Annotated in this window: 14 protein-coding genes and 2 pseudogenes; 11 read left to right on the top strand and 5 right to left on the bottom strand. The window is 42.3% G+C overall.

Translation table 11 applies throughout. The features are described from left to right. Nucleotides 1-318 precede the first annotated feature (318 nt). Entirely contained in the window at nucleotides 319-516 is a 198-nt protein-coding gene (locus QYF49_RS25830) for a hypothetical protein (RefSeq protein WP_354005845.1), read from the top strand. A 222-nt stretch (nucleotides 517-738) separates the two neighbouring features. On the opposite strand, the gene QYF49_RS17885 is transcribed toward QYF49_RS25830, so the two are convergent. After that, nucleotides 739-1,170 (bottom strand): ASCH domain-containing protein, encoded by a 432-nt coding sequence (locus tag QYF49_RS17885; RefSeq protein ID WP_290400947.1) that lies wholly within the window; start codon nucleotides 1,168-1,170, stop codon nucleotides 739-741. Between the two features lie 172 nt (nucleotides 1,171-1,342). Here QYF49_RS17885 and QYF49_RS17880 point away from each other — a divergent pair. From QYF49_RS17880 to QYF49_RS17870, 3 genes and pseudogenes are all read left to right on the top strand, one after another. Next, nucleotides 1,343-1,524, top strand: a pseudogene (locus QYF49_RS17880) (M4 family metallopeptidase); the annotation flags it as partial. A gap of 586 nt (nucleotides 1,525-2,110) precedes the next feature. After that, entirely contained in the window at nucleotides 2,111-3,619 is a 1,509-nt protein-coding gene (locus tag QYF49_RS17875; RefSeq protein WP_290400946.1) for a recombinase family protein, read from the top strand. A gap of 28 nt (nucleotides 3,620-3,647) precedes the next feature. Then, a pseudogene (locus QYF49_RS17870) lies at nucleotides 3,648-4,043 on the top strand (sigma-70 family RNA polymerase sigma factor); the annotation flags it as partial. 168 nt (nucleotides 4,044-4,211) lie between these two features. Here QYF49_RS17870 and QYF49_RS17865 read toward each other — a convergent pair. Next, nucleotides 4,212-5,105, bottom strand: coding sequence for a LysR family transcriptional regulator (locus QYF49_RS17865; RefSeq protein WP_290400945.1), 894 nt, complete (start codon nucleotides 5,103-5,105; stop codon nucleotides 4,212-4,214). Nucleotides 5,106-5,320: 215 nt separating this feature from the next. Between QYF49_RS17865 and QYF49_RS17860 the strand changes: the two genes are divergently transcribed. Continuing rightward, entirely contained in the window at nucleotides 5,321-7,132 is a 1,812-nt protein-coding gene (locus QYF49_RS17860; RefSeq protein WP_290400944.1) for an assimilatory sulfite reductase (NADPH) flavoprotein subunit, read from the top strand. 26 nt (nucleotides 7,133-7,158) lie between these two features. Further along, nucleotides 7,159-8,877, top strand: coding sequence for an assimilatory sulfite reductase (NADPH) hemoprotein subunit (cysI, locus tag QYF49_RS17855; protein ID WP_290400943.1), 1,719 nt, complete (start codon nucleotides 7,159-7,161; stop codon nucleotides 8,875-8,877). Nucleotides 8,878-8,922: 45 nt separating this feature from the next. On the opposite strand, the gene QYF49_RS17850 is transcribed toward cysI, so the two are convergent. Continuing rightward, nucleotides 8,923-10,173 carry an Nramp family divalent metal transporter gene (locus QYF49_RS17850; RefSeq protein WP_290400942.1) on the bottom strand — a complete coding sequence of 417 codons (1,251 nt, stop codon included), beginning with the start codon at nucleotides 10,171-10,173 and terminating at the stop codon, nucleotides 8,923-8,925. Between the two features lie 887 nt (nucleotides 10,174-11,060). Between QYF49_RS17850 and QYF49_RS17845 the strand changes: the two genes are divergently transcribed. Then, entirely contained in the window at nucleotides 11,061-12,833 is a 1,773-nt protein-coding gene (locus QYF49_RS17845; RefSeq protein WP_290400941.1) for a M3 family oligoendopeptidase, read from the top strand. A gap of 39 nt (nucleotides 12,834-12,872) precedes the next feature. On the opposite strand, the gene pssA is transcribed toward QYF49_RS17845, so the two are convergent. After that, nucleotides 12,873-13,418 carry a CDP-diacylglycerol--serine O-phosphatidyltransferase gene (gene pssA / locus QYF49_RS17840; protein ID WP_290400940.1) on the bottom strand — a complete coding sequence of 182 codons (546 nt, stop codon included), beginning with the start codon at nucleotides 13,416-13,418 and terminating at the stop codon, nucleotides 12,873-12,875. 394 nt (nucleotides 13,419-13,812) lie between these two features. Further along, nucleotides 13,813-13,968, bottom strand: a complete 156-nt coding sequence (locus QYF49_RS17835) for a sporulation histidine kinase inhibitor Sda (RefSeq protein ID WP_290400939.1) — start codon at nucleotides 13,966-13,968, stop codon at nucleotides 13,813-13,815. 391 nt (nucleotides 13,969-14,359) lie between these two features. Between QYF49_RS17835 and QYF49_RS17830 the strand changes: the two genes are divergently transcribed. Genes QYF49_RS17830 through yhbY form a run of 4 tightly spaced genes read left to right on the top strand, consistent with a single transcriptional unit; the run spans nucleotide 14,360 to nucleotide 17,112 of the window. Beyond that, nucleotides 14,360-14,875, top strand: coding sequence for a YqeG family HAD IIIA-type phosphatase (locus tag QYF49_RS17830; RefSeq protein ID WP_290400938.1), 516 nt, complete (start codon nucleotides 14,360-14,362; stop codon nucleotides 14,873-14,875). A gap of 2 nt (nucleotides 14,876-14,877) precedes the next feature. Then, nucleotides 14,878-15,978, top strand: coding sequence for a ribosome biogenesis GTPase YqeH (gene yqeH / locus QYF49_RS17825; protein WP_290400937.1), 1,101 nt, complete (start codon nucleotides 14,878-14,880; stop codon nucleotides 15,976-15,978). Between the two features lie 14 nt (nucleotides 15,979-15,992). Further along, nucleotides 15,993-16,835, top strand: a complete 843-nt coding sequence (aroE, locus tag QYF49_RS17820) for a shikimate dehydrogenase (protein ID WP_290400936.1) — start codon at nucleotides 15,993-15,995, stop codon at nucleotides 16,833-16,835. After that, complete coding sequence (gene yhbY, locus QYF49_RS17815; RefSeq protein ID WP_290400935.1) at nucleotides 16,822-17,112, top strand: ribosome assembly RNA-binding protein YhbY; 291 nt, start codon at nucleotides 16,822-16,824, stop codon at nucleotides 17,110-17,112. Before aroE ends, yhbY begins: the two co-directional genes overlap by 14 nt. Nucleotides 17,113-17,115 lie beyond the last annotated feature (3 nt).

Genomic DNA, 17,115 nt, shown 5'->3' with positions numbered 1-17,115 from the left:
ATTTGATTCTGGAGCCATAGGCCTCGTTTACCAGACGGTTAGATGAACTTGTCTCTTAAAGTAGATTACGCTAACCGGATTACGTTTGCACAATAAAAGCAGCGGCAGTCGAGGTCTTTCGAGTTCCTAGTCCGTCACTACTTTTTTACGAGTCGGTCTAATTCAGTTTGTCGGGTGATCGTGTCGTTAAGATTGGATCCGGAAACGGATTGGCAAGAAATCTCGGCCCTATACGATGCCCTGCCCAGGTGGCACCATCTCCCATAGTGGAAATGAACCGTGCGGTTGCAATATCGAACATATGGACCAGAGGCAGGGTTGGAGATTGTTGAGTCTTTACTTTTGGACCCGGCGTTGAAGAACTATCATTTGCTTCCGAGCGTTAAGGGTAATTTTCTTCTAAAGCTGGGGAGAAAGAGGGAAGCATTTGAAGAATTCCAGCGTGCTGCTTCGTTAACACAAAATGTACAGGAACAGAAATACCTATTAAAACAGGCGAAAGATTGTATGGAATAAAAATACATTAAAGTTTTGTCGATTTCAGAATTATTTTCTTTTGACATAAAAACTCCTCCGTATGCTGTTATTTTGGTTGGCGAACCAAAAATATTTAGCACCTCGGGAGAGTTTTTTTCATACAACGCTGAAAGCTTTTTGGAACCCTAGGCCTAGCCTAGGGTTTTCTTTTCTATAATAAAAAGGAGCTGATTCAGCGCATCGTGTGCAATGTATCAGCTCCTATAAAATTAAAACATGCTCCCATAATCCTAGCTTTCCCTTTGCTGGAATAAATTCATCCAGCATCTGCATATCCTCAACTACCCAAGCATAACCTCCCAATTTAAAGTCACCCATAAAATAGTCATTCCCTGATACGATTCGACCATCCTCCAGAATGGCCCATGTCTCATTGTTTTCAGTTACCTTCAAACAATCTACAAGTTTGCATACAGCAATGATCTGGCCAGTTGGAAGATTCTCTGGTGTGTATCCGTGCTTACCAAGCAACGACTTTATGGCTATATGGTTAGAGACGTCTTTATCTATTTTTTTACTTGTGTGAATGGCAAGTGGCCCCCGATAATTCGTTCTCCATGACCTTGTTTCATATGTTGTCTCTCTATGGACAAAAAGGCTTGCCCATGGCTGGATCATTGATAAAACCTTCATTCTGACAGCCTCCAACCTATAGAATTTTATTTTGATTATAGAGTGTCCCTGTAAAGGAATATTATGAGCAAAAGGCAGAATATCAGTTCACGGAGATCCAATTTATGAGGCATGAGTCATGACCAGTGATCATTAATATCAAATATTAATCAGCAAACTATTTTTGTTGGGTTTTACAAACTCACTAGATGTGATTGGGCACGAACTTACACATGGAGTGACCCAGTTCACAAGCGGGCTAGAATATGAAAAGCAGCCTGGAGCTTTAAACGAACATCTCTCGGATGTTTTTAGGATTGCTATAAAGCAATATCATTAAAACAATCAGGACAGGATGCAGACTGGTTAATCGGTTGCTGACTTAGATTAAAAACAAATAAAATGATTTGAAGAGAAAATAATAAAAACGTTGATTTATATGGGTTTTAAAAGTTCCGTAACACGGTATAAAAACATCAATTTATTAAGTTCGAGAAGATAGGCTCGGTAAGGTGAGGGTGAAAAATTGACCACTAAACTGACCAGTTTTTGACCACCGGTTTTGGGAATGAGCACAGTTGCGAATTCCCATGGTTATAATAAATAAGGCTAGTTTGTAATCAGAACTTCAACTTTAATGTATTTAAATATGTGCTAACTTTGCAATAGTGCTAATTTCATGCGGATTTTAGTCATCATCAAGCATAGAAAGACACGCAGTATATGTTCCGCACACAGGTTCACATTGGAACCTTCAAACCATTTTTAAACCCTTACACTATTAGGTGTAAGGGGGTTTCATATGCCTGTAAGACTTTAGAAAGTAACCAAGCCGTAACTGCATACCTTCTATAGAGGTGATGCGAGGTGCATATCAAAATCATTGAAGGAACTTCTACTGACAAAATCAGGTATTCTTGCTACTCTTATCTTAAAGATAAGTACAGAAGGGAGAAGCTCAATGATCGCGATCTATGCAAGGGTGAGTACAGAGGAGCAGGTAAAGAAGGGCTTCAGCTTGGAGGATCAGATCAAGGAATGCAGAAAGAAGGCAAAGACAGATGAAGTGATGGAGTATGTAGACCGAGGAGTTTCTGGAGAAATCCTTGATCGGCACGCTTTGACTAAATTACGAAATGACGTTAAAGAAGGGTTGATCACTAAAGTCATATGCTTAGATCCTGACCGGCTTTCTAGAAAGTTAATGAATCAGCTAATCATTACAGATGAAATTGAAAAACGGGGTGTGCAGCTCGTTTTTGTCAACGGGGAGTATACGAAGACTCCTGAAGGTAACCTTTTCTATAGTATGCGTGGAGCCATTGCGGAATTTGAAAAAGCAAAAATTAACGAGCGGATGAGCCGGGGGAGAAAAGAGAAGGCCCGGCAAGGGAAGGTTTTACGGAACTTTCAGATTTACGGATATGATTATGATAAAGAACATGGGAAAATAGTCATAAATGAAGAAGAAGCAAAAGTAATACATCTCATATTTGATCTGTTTACCCAGCCGAATACGATGGTTGAAGGCATCAATGGTATCGCAAAATATTTAACGAGCAAAGGGATACCTACCAAAAGGGGCGCAAAAGTATGGCATCGCCAGGTGGTTCGGCAGCTACTGATGAACAGAGTGTATACGGGAGAGTTTTATCAAAACCGTTGGAACACAGAAGGTATGCTAGGGAACAAGTATAAGTCCAAAGAAGACCGTGTTCCTATGACTGTCCGGCCAAAAGACGAATGGATACGAATCGAATGTCCTTCCATCATTGAAGAAGAGATATTTGAGCATGCTCAAATCTTATTGAATGAATCAAGGCGTAGATGGGCCAAAAAAAGTAAGAGTGAATATCTATTAAGTGGATTATTGCGTTGTGGTGATTGTAACAATACGATGGTTGGCGTTAAAACAAAAAACTGGGGACAGACCGTTTTTATTTATACTGATAAAAAGAATACCTCGGGTGCAAAAAATCCAGGTTGCGGTAGAAAAGTCTATGTCCCCAAATTAGATGAGGAAGTATGGGAGACAATTTTAGAATGGTTAAATGCCCCGGAGGAAATTGCAGCTGCGACCGAAAGAGAGGAGGAAGAAAAACCTATCCATTTTGAGGAGATTGAAATTGAACGGCTTCAGTCAGAAATCAAAAAAGTAAAAGCTGGACGAAAAAGACTGCTGAACTTATTCACTCAAGGATTGGATCTTTCTGAAGAAGAAATAAAGCACTCATTAAAAGAACTGAAAGAAAAAGAAATGCGTTTGCAAAAGGATTTAGATGAACTGGAAGCGAAGAAGAAAAATAACGAACAACATATATACGGGAAAAAGTTATTGGAAGAGGCTGCGGAATTTTACTTCTCGAGAGGAAAAGAGGAGTTAAGCTTTGAAGATAAAAAATCCCTTTTGCGGCATGTGATAAAAGAAATTAGAGTGTATGAGGACAGTATTCAAATCTACACATTCTGATTGGTAATATTTAACGCAATGTAATGACATTAGAATGGAAATCCTCATGCACCTGCGGGCGTTGAAGAAGACGAAAAAGGATGTTTCGCTTCATGATCCAATCGGTACGGATAAGGAAGGCAATGAAATTACCCTGATCGATGTGCTGAAAGCGGAAACCGAGGATGTTGTGGATGCCATTCAGCTGAAGATGCAGAAAAAGAAGATCTATGACTACATTCATGTGTTAGATGACCGTGAGAAGGAAGTGATTGTCGGCCGGTTCGGCCTGGATCTTCAGAAGGAAAAAACACAGCGGGAGATCGCGAAAATGCTGGGGATCTCCAGGAGCTATGTCTCTAGGATTGAAAAAAGGGCACTGATGAAGCTGTTTCATGAGTTTTACAGAAGCCGGCAGCAGGGGCAGAAGGAGAAGCCTTCGTAACTGGAGAGACCCTTACCTACCCAGACGGTAAGGGTTTTTTTATTTTAGTAATGATAAGGCTGCGGATCTGCTGGAAAAGACGATGAAAATAAAATCCCCAGACGATGTGTCAGGGGATTTCTTTTACTGCCGTTTATCGCCATCACAACATTAACTTCTTTGGTTTTATTATGACTGCGGAGGCCATTTCCTGTTTAATACATTAATAAATGTCTTAACATTCTTCTTATCTTGTAAAATCGGGGAATAAATGTAGGAAAGCGTCCTGTTAAAGGACTTATTCTTTAATTTGATCATCGTAAGATTGTTGTGCTGTACGTCTCTTTCTATAACACTTCGGGATAGTAGTGACAGCCCCTCGCCTTTAATAATGGTTTCTTTGATGCCTTGATTACTGCTGATGGTGAGCAGTGATTTAACTTTCAAGCCATTTGAGCGGATGACGTGGTTCAAGTATTCACGTGTACCTGAACCGACTTCCCTGGTTACCCATGGCTGACTTTGAAGATCAGACACTGTCACTTCTTGTTTATGAGCGAGTTCGTGATGGTTAGAGGAAACAATAAATAACTCATCTTCCATAAAAGCGTGTACGGACAGCTCCTTTTCATTGGTTTGCCCTTCAATTAATCCGATATCAACTTGATACATCCTAACGGATTTAACGATTTCATCCGTATTGCCGATTAGAACCTGAAGCTCAAGCTCTGGATATTCTTTTTGGAGGTCAATAAGTAAAGCAGGCAATATATACTCGCCAATTGTAAAACTTGCGCCAATCTTTAAAACTCCTTTAATAGAATTGTGGTGTTCCAGGATATCTTGTCTCGTCTGTTCATAGATAGTGATCATTCGCTTTGCCCTGTCGTATAAGATCTCGCCTGTGGGAGTGATTTGTAATAATTTTGGAGAGCGCAAAAATAATGTGGTCTGAAATTCTTTTTCAAGATTTTTGACATGTAAACTTACACTCGGCTGTGACATGAGAAGTATTTCAGCCGTTTTAGTAAAATTTTTAACTTCAGCAAGGGTTACAAATGTTTTTAATGCATCATAGTGCAATAGGATCCCACCTTATTATTAGAAAAGTTAATAGTTGCAATAATTTTTATTTATTTTACTAATATACTCTCTTTAGGTAAAGTAGGAAATAAAACTTTTTAACTTTAAAACCTACTTAATGGATAGGGAAAAAGTGAAATGCATGATTGACAAATGGTTTTTACTGTCAATAAAAAACAGAAAATTATGTTTATAATCCTTTGTGAGGTGATATTTTGAAACTTCAAGTAACAAACAGTCCTTTTACTCAAGAGCAGGCAGACCTCCTTAACCGATTGCTGCCGACATTCTCAGAATCACAAAAAGTCTGGCTCAGTGGTTATTTGGCCGCGTCCCAACACGTTTCCGTTCCGGGGGCATCAGAAGCTGCGGAGGTTCAATTCCCTTCGGAGCAGACCATTTCAAAAGAAGTGACCATTCTTTATGGATCACAGACAGGAAACGCACAAGGGGTAGCGGAAACCGGAGGAAAAATGCTGGAAGGCCGCGGCTTTCAAGTAAATGTATTATCTATGAACGATTTCAAGCCGAATCAAATAAAAAAGATTCAAAACTTGCTAATTGTAGTGAGCACACATGGAGAAGGCGATCCGCCGGATAATGCGCTGTCGTTCCATGAATTTCTGCATGGGAAAAGAGCGCCAAAGCTCGAGGAACTTCGTTTTTCTGTTTTGTCGCTTGGAGATAGTTCGTATGAGCATTTCTGTCAGACGGGAAAAGAATTTGATCAGGCGCTGGAAGAGCTTGGCGGCACAAGGCTTTATCCGCGAGTTGACTGCGATCTTGACTATGATGAGCCTGCGGCAGAATGGTTCGAGGGAGTGCTGGGCGGCTTAAATGAACCGCAGCGAGGCAATGCTGCACCTTCTCAAGCCACAGTACCTCAAACAGGGGAGACGGAGTATTCCAGAACGAATCCATTTCATGCGGAAATACTGGAAACAATTAATTTGAATGGGCGCGGTTCGAATAAAGAAACGACCCATCTTGAGCTGTCGCTTGAAGAGTCAGGACTCACATTTGAACCAGGGGACAGCCTCGGAATCTATCCTGAAAACGATCCATCACTCGTGGAACTGCTTCTTGAAGAAATGAATTGGGATCCGGAAGAAATTGTGACGGTCAATAAACAAGGAGATGTTCGTTCACTTAAAGAGGCGCTCATCTCTTCCTTTGAAATAACAGTCCTAACCAAACCGCTTCTTGAAAAGGCTGCACACCTGTCAGAGAATAAAGAGCTGCGTGAGCTTTTATCACCTGGAAGTGAAGAGAGGTTAAAAGAGTATCTTGAAGGGCGTGATTTGCTTGATTTGCTCCGTGACTTTGGCCCTTGGGGTGTTTCGCCGCAGGAATTTATCTCTATACTCCGGAAAATGCCAGCCCGGCTATATTCGATTGCGAGCAGCCTATCTGCAAACCCGGATGAAGTGCATCTGACAATTGGTGCCCTTAGGTACGAATCACATGGACGTGAGCGAAAAGGCGTTTGCTCCATACTTTGCGCCGAACGGCTTCAGCCAGGGGACACGCTGCCTGTTTTCATCCAGCACAATCAAAATTTTAAGCTGCCCAAGAATCCGGATACACCGATTATTATGGTAGGTCCTGGAACGGGAATTGCCCCATTCCGCTCGTTTCTGCAGGAGCGTGAAGAAATGGGAGCAGAAGGGAAATCATGGCTGTTCTTCGGGGACCAGCATTTTGTTTCGGATTTTCTTTACCAGACGGAATGGCAAAAATGGCTCAAAAACGGAGTACTGACGAAAATGGATGTCGCTTTTTCACGTGACACCAGTGAAAAAATATATGTGCAGCACCGTATGCTTGAACACAGCAAGGAACTGTTTGAGTGGCTGCAAGAAGGAGCAGTATTTTATGTTTGCGGCGATGAGAAAAAAATGGCTCATGACGTTCACAGCACTCTCCTTGAAATTATCGAAAAAGAAGGGAACATGAGCCGTGAGAAAGCTGAAGACTATCTTGCCGGCATGCAGCAGCAAAAACGATATCAGCGTGATGTATACTGAGTTCAATTTGAAAGGAGTTTTGTAACATGGTGAACCGAATTTTAAAGGCGCCGGACGGCCCGCCAAGCGATGTTGAGCGCATTAAAGAAGAGAGTAATTATTTGCGCGGTACATTGGCGGAATCGATGCTGGAACCGATCAGCAGCGGAATCCCTGACGATGACAACCGCCTGATGAAACATCATGGCAGCTATTTGCAGGATAACCGGGATCTTCGCAATGAGCGCCAGAAGAAAAAACTGGAACCGGCTTATCAGTTCATGCTTCGTCTCCGGTTACCAGGCGGAGTGGCTACACCGGCTCAATGGCTTGTCATGGATGAACTTGCCCGAAAAAACGGCAACGGTACCTTAAAACTGACAACACGCATGACGTTTCAGATGCATGGTATTTTAAAATGGAACATGAAAAAGACGATTCAGGAAATCCATGCTTCCCTTCTGGATACAATCGCAGCATGCGGAGATGTGAACAGGAACGTCATGTGCAATCCGAATCCCTATCAATCAGAGATCCATTCAGAAGTGTATGAATGGTCGAAGCGATTAAGCGATTATTTATTGCCGCGCACAAGAGCGTACCACGAACTATGGCTGGATGAAGAGAAAGTGGCAGCTACCCCGGAAGTGGAAGAAGTTGAACCGATGTATGGACCGCTTTACTTGCCGCGAAAATTCAAGATCGGGATCGCCGTTCCACCGTCAAATGATATTGATGTCTTTTCTCAGGATCTCGGTTTTATCGCAATTATCGAAGATGGCAAGCTAGTTGGTTTTAATGTAGCCATCGGCGGCGGCATGGGCATGAGCCACGGCGATAAAACAACGTATCCGCAACTCGCTAGAGTCATCGGTTTCTGCAGGCCGGATCAGATACTGGATCTGGCTGAAAAAGTGATAACTATCCAGCGGGACTATGGAAACCGCTCCAAACGGAAAAATGCACGGTTTAAGTACACAGTTGACCGGCTGGGACTAGAAACGGTCAAGGCTGAATTGGAAAACCGCCTCGGCTGGAGCTTAGAAGTAGAGAAACCTTTTCATTTTAATGATAACGGCGACCGTTACGGTTGGGTGCAAGGTGTTCAAGGGAATTGGCATTATACGCTGTTTATCGAAGGCGGTCGCATTGCAGATTTTGATAATTACAAGCTGAAGACAGGTTTGCGTGAAATTGCCAAAATCCATACTGGAGATTTCCGTCTTACGGCGAATCAAAACCTGATCATTGCCAATATATCGTCCGAGAAGAAGAAAGAAATCAGCGAATTAATGGAACATTATGGTTTGACAGACGGCAAGCATCATTCAGCACTTCGCCGCAGTTCCATGGCCTGCGTCGCTCTTCCAACCTGCGGGCTGGCGATGGCGGAGGCCGAACGTTATTTACCGGTCCTAATTGATAAAATTGAAGCCATTGTCGATGAAAACGGCCTTCGTAACGAAGAAATTACGATCCGCATGACGGGCTGCCCGAATGGGTGTGCTCGCCATGCATTGGGTGAAATTGGCTTCATCGGAAAAGCTCCCGGGAAATACAATATGTATCTGGGTGCGGCTTTTGACGGCAGCCGCCTGAGCAAAATGTACCGCGAAAACATCGGGGAGGAAGAAATTTTAAGCGAGCTCAGAGTTCTTCTTTCCAGCTATGCGAAAGATCGGCAGGAGGGTGAGCACTTCGGTGACTTTGTGATCCGAACTGGAGTTGTCAAAGAAGTAACAGATGGGACAAACTTTCATGATTAAATAAAAAACAAGCCAGCTGTTGTTGCTGGCTTGTTTTTGTCTTTATTAGAATTTCCCGCCGAACGTTTCGTAGATGAGGAGTGCATTTAAAAAGATAATCAGCGTAGCTACGATCACCAGTAAAACATTTGTAAACGGGCGGTTCGCATAGGTGCCCATGATCTTTTTGCTGCGGGTGAACATGATCAGCGGGATGATGGTAAAAGGCAGCTGCAGGCTGAGTACAACCTGGCTGATAACGAGCGCTTTCCATGTATCAATGCCCATTCCGATTATGATCAGCGCTGGGATCATCGTTACAACCCTTCTGATCCAGATCGGCAGTTTAACGTTCAAAAACCCTTCCAATATATACTGTCCTGCCATCGTTCCTGTTACCGATGAGGATAAACCTGCAGAGAGCAGGGCGATCGCAAAAGCGAGGCTGGCAAACCCGCCAAGCAATGGTGTAAGTGTAGAATAAGCATCCTCGATGGATGTGACGCTCACTCCGTTTTTAAAGAACACCGCGGCAGCCACAATAATCATTGATGAGTTAATGAACCAGGCGATGTTCAAAGCTAAAAGAGAATCGACAATGGCAAATTTGTAGACCCGGTAGTTATAGTTTGGCTGGTTCTTCTTTAAACGATTTTTCACAACCGAAGAGTGAAGAAAAATATTATGCGGCATCACAGTTGCACCAAGCATTCCAATAGCAACCAAAATGCTGGCAGAGTTTAAATGAGGTACAACCATATGGTAGCCGATTTGCCCCAGATCGGGTTTGGCATAAAATAATTCCACGATATACACGGCGGCTACAACAAGCACAAACGCCAAAATAATTTGTTCAATAAAACGATATCCATACTTATGAAGAAGCAGGATTCCAAATGTAACCGCGGCACCGATTAACGCAGCAGGAAATAAAGGAATGCCAAGCAGTATATAGATTCCGAGCGCAGCACCTAGAAATTCCGCGAGGTCTGTAGCCATAGCTGCAAGTTCTGCTGTAATCCATAAAAACACGGCAACCGGTTTTGAAAAATGCTCACGGCAGTTTTCTGCCAATGATTTTCCCGTTGCTACACCAAGTTTTGCAGCTGTAATCTGTAAAAGGATCGCCATTAAGTTACTTAGCAGTAGAACCCATAATAACGTATAGCCAAAAGTGGCCCCGCCTTCAATGTTAGTTGCCCAGTTCCCTGGATCGATATAACCGACACTCACGAGAAACGCTGGCCCGAGAAAAGGAAACGCTTTGCGAAGTTTACCTCTTTTAGGGAAAGCAGGAGCCAAGGCTTTACTATTCATCGTTTCTCACCTTCCTTGCAATAGGAGTCACAGGGTGTCCTTCAGGTTAAAAAGTTTCCTTTGTTCAACTTTTTGAGAATTGACTATAATATATGCGAGGAATCAGGAAAATGCAACAATTTAGAACCAAAAAGGAAGCATCATTTTCTATGCTTCCTTTGAACCTGTCACAGCACTTATGGCACGTTTAGAAAAATACTCAGAACGATAATAACGGCAGCATAGGAGGAAACCGTTTTTAAAATGCCTAATCATTATGGCTTTGTCCTTTTCAAAAAGCACCCGACCAGAACGGCCAGCAGGAAAGGGATGATAAAGCTGCTTCCGGTAAAAGCTGGGTACTCTGGAGCAAAGGTATAATGTATGGTTAAAAAATTTCTGTATAACGATAAATTGTGTAAATAGGAATAACATTATTCCAGCGATGGAAATCCAGGCTGGAGCCTGTTCGAATCGAATGGCGCTCGCCAAATACATAATGAAAAGAAAAATAATGGCAGGTACACTCATCAACATGAGAAAAAAGAAGACGACAGTCATCAAGGTAGAAGATGCCGGGTTAATCCAGTCTTGTGGTTGTAAGGGCTTGGCTCGCTGCAACCACTTTAGAATGTGCAGAGGGTTGAACTGGTGATTATGGGGAATAGATGTAATAAGAAAATTACATAGAAGGAGGCTGCGGTGTATGCAGGAAGCCTTGTTGTTTGCCGTTATGATGCTTACTCTTGTGTATTTTATGTATCTTTGCATTAAAGAATAGGTTTAGAGCTCTTTTCCTGCAGAGGAAAAGAGTTTTTTCATTTTAAATAAACTAAATGGTCGATTTTTATTGGAAATTTCTTTATAATGGAAAAAGATCGAATATTTAATTAACAAGGGGGATAACCATGCTATTACAAGGATTGCGCGAGAGCTGGGATTTGGATTCCATATTCAGCGGAGGAAGCAGATCAGAAGAGTTTCTTACTGCTATCTCCAACATTGAAGCACAGCTGGCTGCACTAAACAAGAAGATAGAAAACTTTCAGTTAGATTCAATGGAAGCGGTTGTGAAAGACGTGCAGGAGACCGCTGCTTTACTGAATGAATGCATCTCCTTTGTAGGGTGTCTTACAGCCCAGGACGTAAATGACAAGCAAGCTTTAACTCTCCGTGGAAAGCTGGAGTCCATGAATGCCATTTATTCTACGATTTTGGTGCTCTTAGACAATAAGATGGCAGAGATTCCTGATGGAGACTGGAACAAAGCGTTAGAAGGAGAATATTTGTCCAGTGTTGCTTTTTCGCTGAACGAAAGAAGAAACCTTGCTTCCCAAAAATTATCTTATGAACAAGAAGCACTGATGAACGACCTGGCAGTTGATGGCTATCACAGCTGGTCTACTCTCTATGACACAGTCGTAGGGAAAATCGGCATTGAAGTTGAACAGAACGGCAAGAAAGAAACGCTTTCTGTCGGACAGGCGGAAAACCGAATGACCAGTGCGGACAGACAGGAAAGAGAAACGGTGTTTACAAAATATACAGAGGCATGGGCACAGCAGGGTGATTATTGTGCGGAAGCATTAAATCATATTGCAGGGTTCCGCAACAGTGTATATAGGCACCGCCAATGGGATGATGTGCTGAAAGAACCGCTTGATATCAACCGCATGTCAGCCGACACACTGAATGCGATGTGGCAGGCGATCGATGAGAATAAAAACCTTTTTGTGTCCTATCTGGACAGAAAAGCTTCTCTCCTTGGTTTGGAGAAATTAAGCTGGCATGATGTCGATGCACCTTTATCCAGTGCGGACAGCAAAATGAGCTATGATGAAGCCGCAAACTTTATTGTCGAGCAGTTTCAGTCCTTCAGCCCGAAGATGGCGGAATTCTCAAAAAAAGCGTTCGAAAAGCAGTGGATTGAAGCTGAAGACCGAACAGGTAAACGGCCTGGAGGTTTTTGCACGGGCTTCCCGGTGAAAAATGAAACACGTATCTTCATGACGTTTTCCGGTACGCCTAGCAATGTATCCACTCTGGCGCATGAATTAGGGCATGCCTTCCATTCTCATGTCATGGATGATATGCCGTACCTGGCTACAGAGTATGCCATGAATGTAGCAGAAACGGCATCTACTTTCGCTGAGTTGGTCGTATCGGATGCAGCGGTTAAAAATGCAAAAACGAAAGAAGAAAAAATCGCCTTGCTTGAAGATAAAGCACAGCGTTCTGTAGCCTTTTTTATGAATATCCATGCCCGCTTCCTGTTTGAAACCAGATTTTACGAAGAACGCAAAAAGGGGCTTGTATCCGTAGAACGATTGAACGAATTAATGACAGAAGCTCAAAAGGAAGCGTTCTGCAATTCTTTGGAAAGCTATCATCCATATTTCTGGGCTTCTAAACTTCATTTCTATATTACGGATGTTCCATTCTACAATTTTCCGTATACTTTTGGATACTTGTTCAGCGCCTGTATTTATGCGATAGCCAAACAGGAAGGCAGCAGTTTCGAGAAGAAATACATCGCTCTTCTTAGAGATACGGCAAGCATGACAGTAGAGGAATTAGCATTGAAACATTTGAATGAAGATGTTACCAAACCGGCGTTCTGGAAAAAAGGCGTTGAAGTTGCGATGGAAGATGTAAAAGAATTTCTTGAATTGACAAAGTAAACGGCAGAAAAAACCATGGCCTGGGCCATGGTTTTTTACTTACCGTTTTTGTATAGAGATCGAACTGATCATTAAAAAAGAAAAAGCGATGATGAAAAACATAAAAACATAGGAGGGCACAAACGGGATCAGAAGGTAGCACATAGCGATGATGCACCCTGCTACAGTAATGGGAACTCCAACGAAGGATCCGTTGAATTCCGTAATATTAAACCGTGCCAGACGAATTGCGCCGCATACGATAAATAGAATAGTAAAAATAATGCCGGGAACTCCAAATTCAAAAAGGGAGCCTTGATACAGCAAGAATGCGGGTGCAATTCCAAAGGAAATTAAATCACAAAGAGAATCGAGCTGCTTGCCAAATTCTGATTCTATGTTTAACTTTCGAGCAACCATGCCATCGAATCTGTCAAAAAGACCTGCTAGAAAAATGAGGATAAAGCCGACTTTTAAATCATCTTTGAAAATAAACATGAGGGCAAGGGCACCCAATGAGAGGTTGATCAGCGTTAGTATGTTGGCCGCCTGGCCTTTCATTTTCTTAACAGTAGAGTCGATCCTCTCTCTTTCAATCATAAACATAACATCACATCACTCCCTGTACCTTTCTACATCTGAATGGAAAGAGTACTCGTGTATTAAAAATATTCACTGTTAATGAAATATATTTGATTCTTATCATTATATGTTAATTTTGTAAAATTGGAAAGGGGATAATTGGCAATAAGTCCCTGTCTCAAAAGCTGTTCTTGAAAACAAATGGACAGAGATGCAGGATCCACTCGATACGTTAGGTCGAGCAATAAATGCAAGCGCCCGTGTAAAAAGTTAAGGAATTTTTCTGTTTCTTCCTATTAAATAGAAAAACAGAAAAAGTGAAGGATGGGACGAGCAAAGAAATATTGTATATCATTTCCAGGAAATATACACTCTAAGAAAAGAGCAATAGAAATCTGGGCATAAAAAAACCCATCATTTAATGATGGGCCTTCCAAAAGTGGCTACTGAGCTGATTCTGAAGTGATCTCCGTTCAATCTCTTTTTGTATTAAAGAAATAAAGTCTGTGCTCAACTGAAGTTCTTTTGCCTTGAAATAGGATTCAATCAACAGTTCGTCCGATAAGTTTTCCATAAGTGAGATGCCAATCGGGTGGCATGTTCACCTCCTGTTTTTAATACATAAATGATGGATTTTCATCGTTGAATGTGTCATGATTTCTCTTCGATCCGCATAAAATATAAGTTCTGGTAATTTTCTAAATTCAGCTTAACATGAAACAGTAATCAGAACAATCGTTCGAATATCCACAATGTTTGGTGGATAACTTGTGGGTATATTGTAGATAAGACAGAAGATTCTGCTCATTGCATAGGAGGATAATGTTAATAAAGTTATCCACATTGTCGGAATGCGAACATTTTGTCGAAAACTTTTCCTGAAAACAATAAAAAAGTTGTTACCCGTCGAATAACTGGTACAATGTAAAAGTGTAAACTGAATGAATAGTATAGAGGTGTCCAGCATGTTAAAAAATTTTTTGCCGGATGAACACGTCCAGAGCGTTTTTGATATAACTCCTGAAATGCTAGTCCAACGTAATGTGAAAGGGATCATTACAGATTTGGATAATACCCTGGTGGAATGGGATCGTCCAGAAGCTACTCCCGAACTGCTAAAATGGTTTAGTTCTTTTAAAGAGAAGGGAATTTTAATTACCATCGTTTCAAATAATACACAGCAGCGTGTGAGCAGTTTCTCCGACCCTGTTAAAATACCATTTATTTATAGTGCAAGAAAACCAATGTCGCGTGCATTTAAGCGGGCCATTCGCGATATGAAGCTTCAACGGGAAGAGATTGTAGTGATCGGTGACCAGCTGCTGACGGACGTACTCGGAGGGAACCGACTGGGTCTCCACACGATCATGGTTGTCCCTGTAGCAAGCACCGACGGACTTTGGACACGAGTGAACAGGAAAATTGAAAGAATGATCTTATCATGGATGAAAAGGAAAGGCATGCTTAACTGGGAGGAATAAGATTGAAGGAACAAATCATTTGTATCGGATGCGGAGCACCTATACAGACCGAAAATAAGGACAAGCTGGGCTATGCACCGCCGTCCAGTTTAAAACGGGATGCTGTGATCTGCCAACGCTGTTTCCGGCTAAAACATTATAACGAAATACAAGATGTCAGCCTTACTGACGATGATTACCGCAAGATTATTTCAGGTATTGGAGATACAGATGCTCTGGTCGTCAAGATCGTTGACATTTTTGATTTCAATGGCTCATGGCTTCCGGGTATTCACCGCTACATCGGCCGCAACAAGCTGATGCTGGTGGGAAACAAGGTCGACTTGCTTCCAAAATCCGTCAATAAGAACAGGCTTACTCAATGGATGTCCTCTATGGCAAAAGACCTCGGCGTAAAAGCTGAAGAAGTGCATCTTGTTTCCGCAGCAAAAGGCACAGGATTGCTGGAGGTTGCTGAAAGAATTGATGAACTGAGAGAAGGCAAGGATGTATATGTAGTCGGCTGTACTAATGTTGGAAAATCAACGTTCATCAATGGGTTGATCAAACAGCTCGGCACAGAACAGGAAGACATCATAACAACTTCTCATTTTCCAGGCACTACCTTGAACCTGATTGATATTCCGCTGGATGCTGAAACAGCGCTCTTTGATACACCAGGAATTATCAACCATCATCAAATGGCTCACTTTGTCGGGAAAGACGAATTAAAAATTATCATGCCTAAAAAAGAAATCAAGCCGATGGTCTATCAGGTCAATGAGGGCCAGACTTTATTTTTAGGCGGACTGGCGAGGTTTGATTACATCAGTGGAGGAAGAAGGTCGTTTGTCTGCCACGTTTCTAATGAATTAAACATTCATCGAACGAAGCTTGAGAACGCGGATGAACTGTACAAGAACCATCTGGGTGAACTATTGTCACCTCCTTCTGATCCAGAGAAACTGCCGCCTTTGAGAAGACATGAGTTTAAAATTAAAGAACAAGACACGGACGTCGTCTTTTCAGGCCTGGGCTGGATTACGGTCAAAGAGCCGGGCGCACTTATCGCTGCTTATGCACCCGAAGGGGTAGCCGTGACCTTGCGGCCATCACTCATATAATGGGGCGTGACGAAATGAAAAAATTAGTCGGTTTGATCGGATATCCTGTCAGCCATTCCATGTCTCCGGAGATGCAAAACGCCGCTTTTCAAAAATCAGGTCTTCCTTTTTTTTATGAAAAATATGAAGTTCATCCGGACCGCCTGGAAGAGGCAGTTAATGATTTAAGGACAAAAGGATTTGCAGGCTGGAATGTAACCATTCCGCATAAACAAGCCATCATGCCTTTTCTGGATGAAATTTCAGAAGGTGCCAGGAAGATCGGCGCCGTCAACACGGTTGTGAATGAGCATGGCAAGCTGGTTGGGTATAATACGGACGGTGCAGGTTTTGTAAAAGGATTAATGAGGCATGTGCATTTTCCTATTGAACATGCAAATGTTCTTATTATTGGAGCCGGCGGTGCTTCAAGAGCGGTCGCTTACGCTTTGGCTCAAGCAGGTCCAAAATCGATAGTCATCACGAATCGTACAATGGAAAAAGCAAGGGATATTCATAATGAGTGCCTGAGGAAGCAGGACTCCGTTATGGGCTTGGAGGAAGCGGAAGCCTCTCTTTCAGTTTTTCAAATTGTGATTAACACTACATCCATTGGTATGAAGAACGACGGAAGCACTCCTATGGATCTCAGTCTTCTTGTGCCTGGTACCGTGCTTTCGGATATCATTTACAACCCGTTTAAAACGGTTTTTCTGCAGGAGGGTGAGGAGCGAGGTGCCGTCATCGACAACGGAGTGGCTATGCTCGTTCTGCAGGGTGCGCTCGCTTTTGAAAAGTGGACAGGTGTTCAGCCTGACGTCGAGCTGATGGAAAAGATCGTGTTGGAGAAATTAGGAGGAAATTATGTTAACAGGTAAACAAAAACGTTTTTTACGATCAAAAGCAAATCCGATTCAGCCTATTTTTCAAGTAGGAAAAGGCGGAGTCAACAGCAATATGGTGAAACAGATTTCGGATGCTCTTGAAGCTCGTGAATTAATTAAGGTCAGCATCCTGCAAAATTGCGAGGAGAGCAAGGAGGATGTTGCCGAAGCCTTGGTTAAAGGAGCAAAAGCTCACCTCGTGCAAGTCATTGGAAATATAATTGTCCTCTACAAGGAATCAAAAGAAAATAAAGAGATCATACTTCCGTAAAGG

Source organism: Fictibacillus terranigra, assembly GCF_030412265.1.
In the GTDB taxonomy this organism is placed as follows: domain Bacteria; phylum Bacillota; class Bacilli; order Bacillales; family Fictibacillaceae; genus Fictibacillus_C; species Fictibacillus_C terrinigri.
The sequence above is the reverse complement of the archived record's forward strand: the minus strand, read 5'-3'. Positions and strand labels throughout refer to the sequence as shown.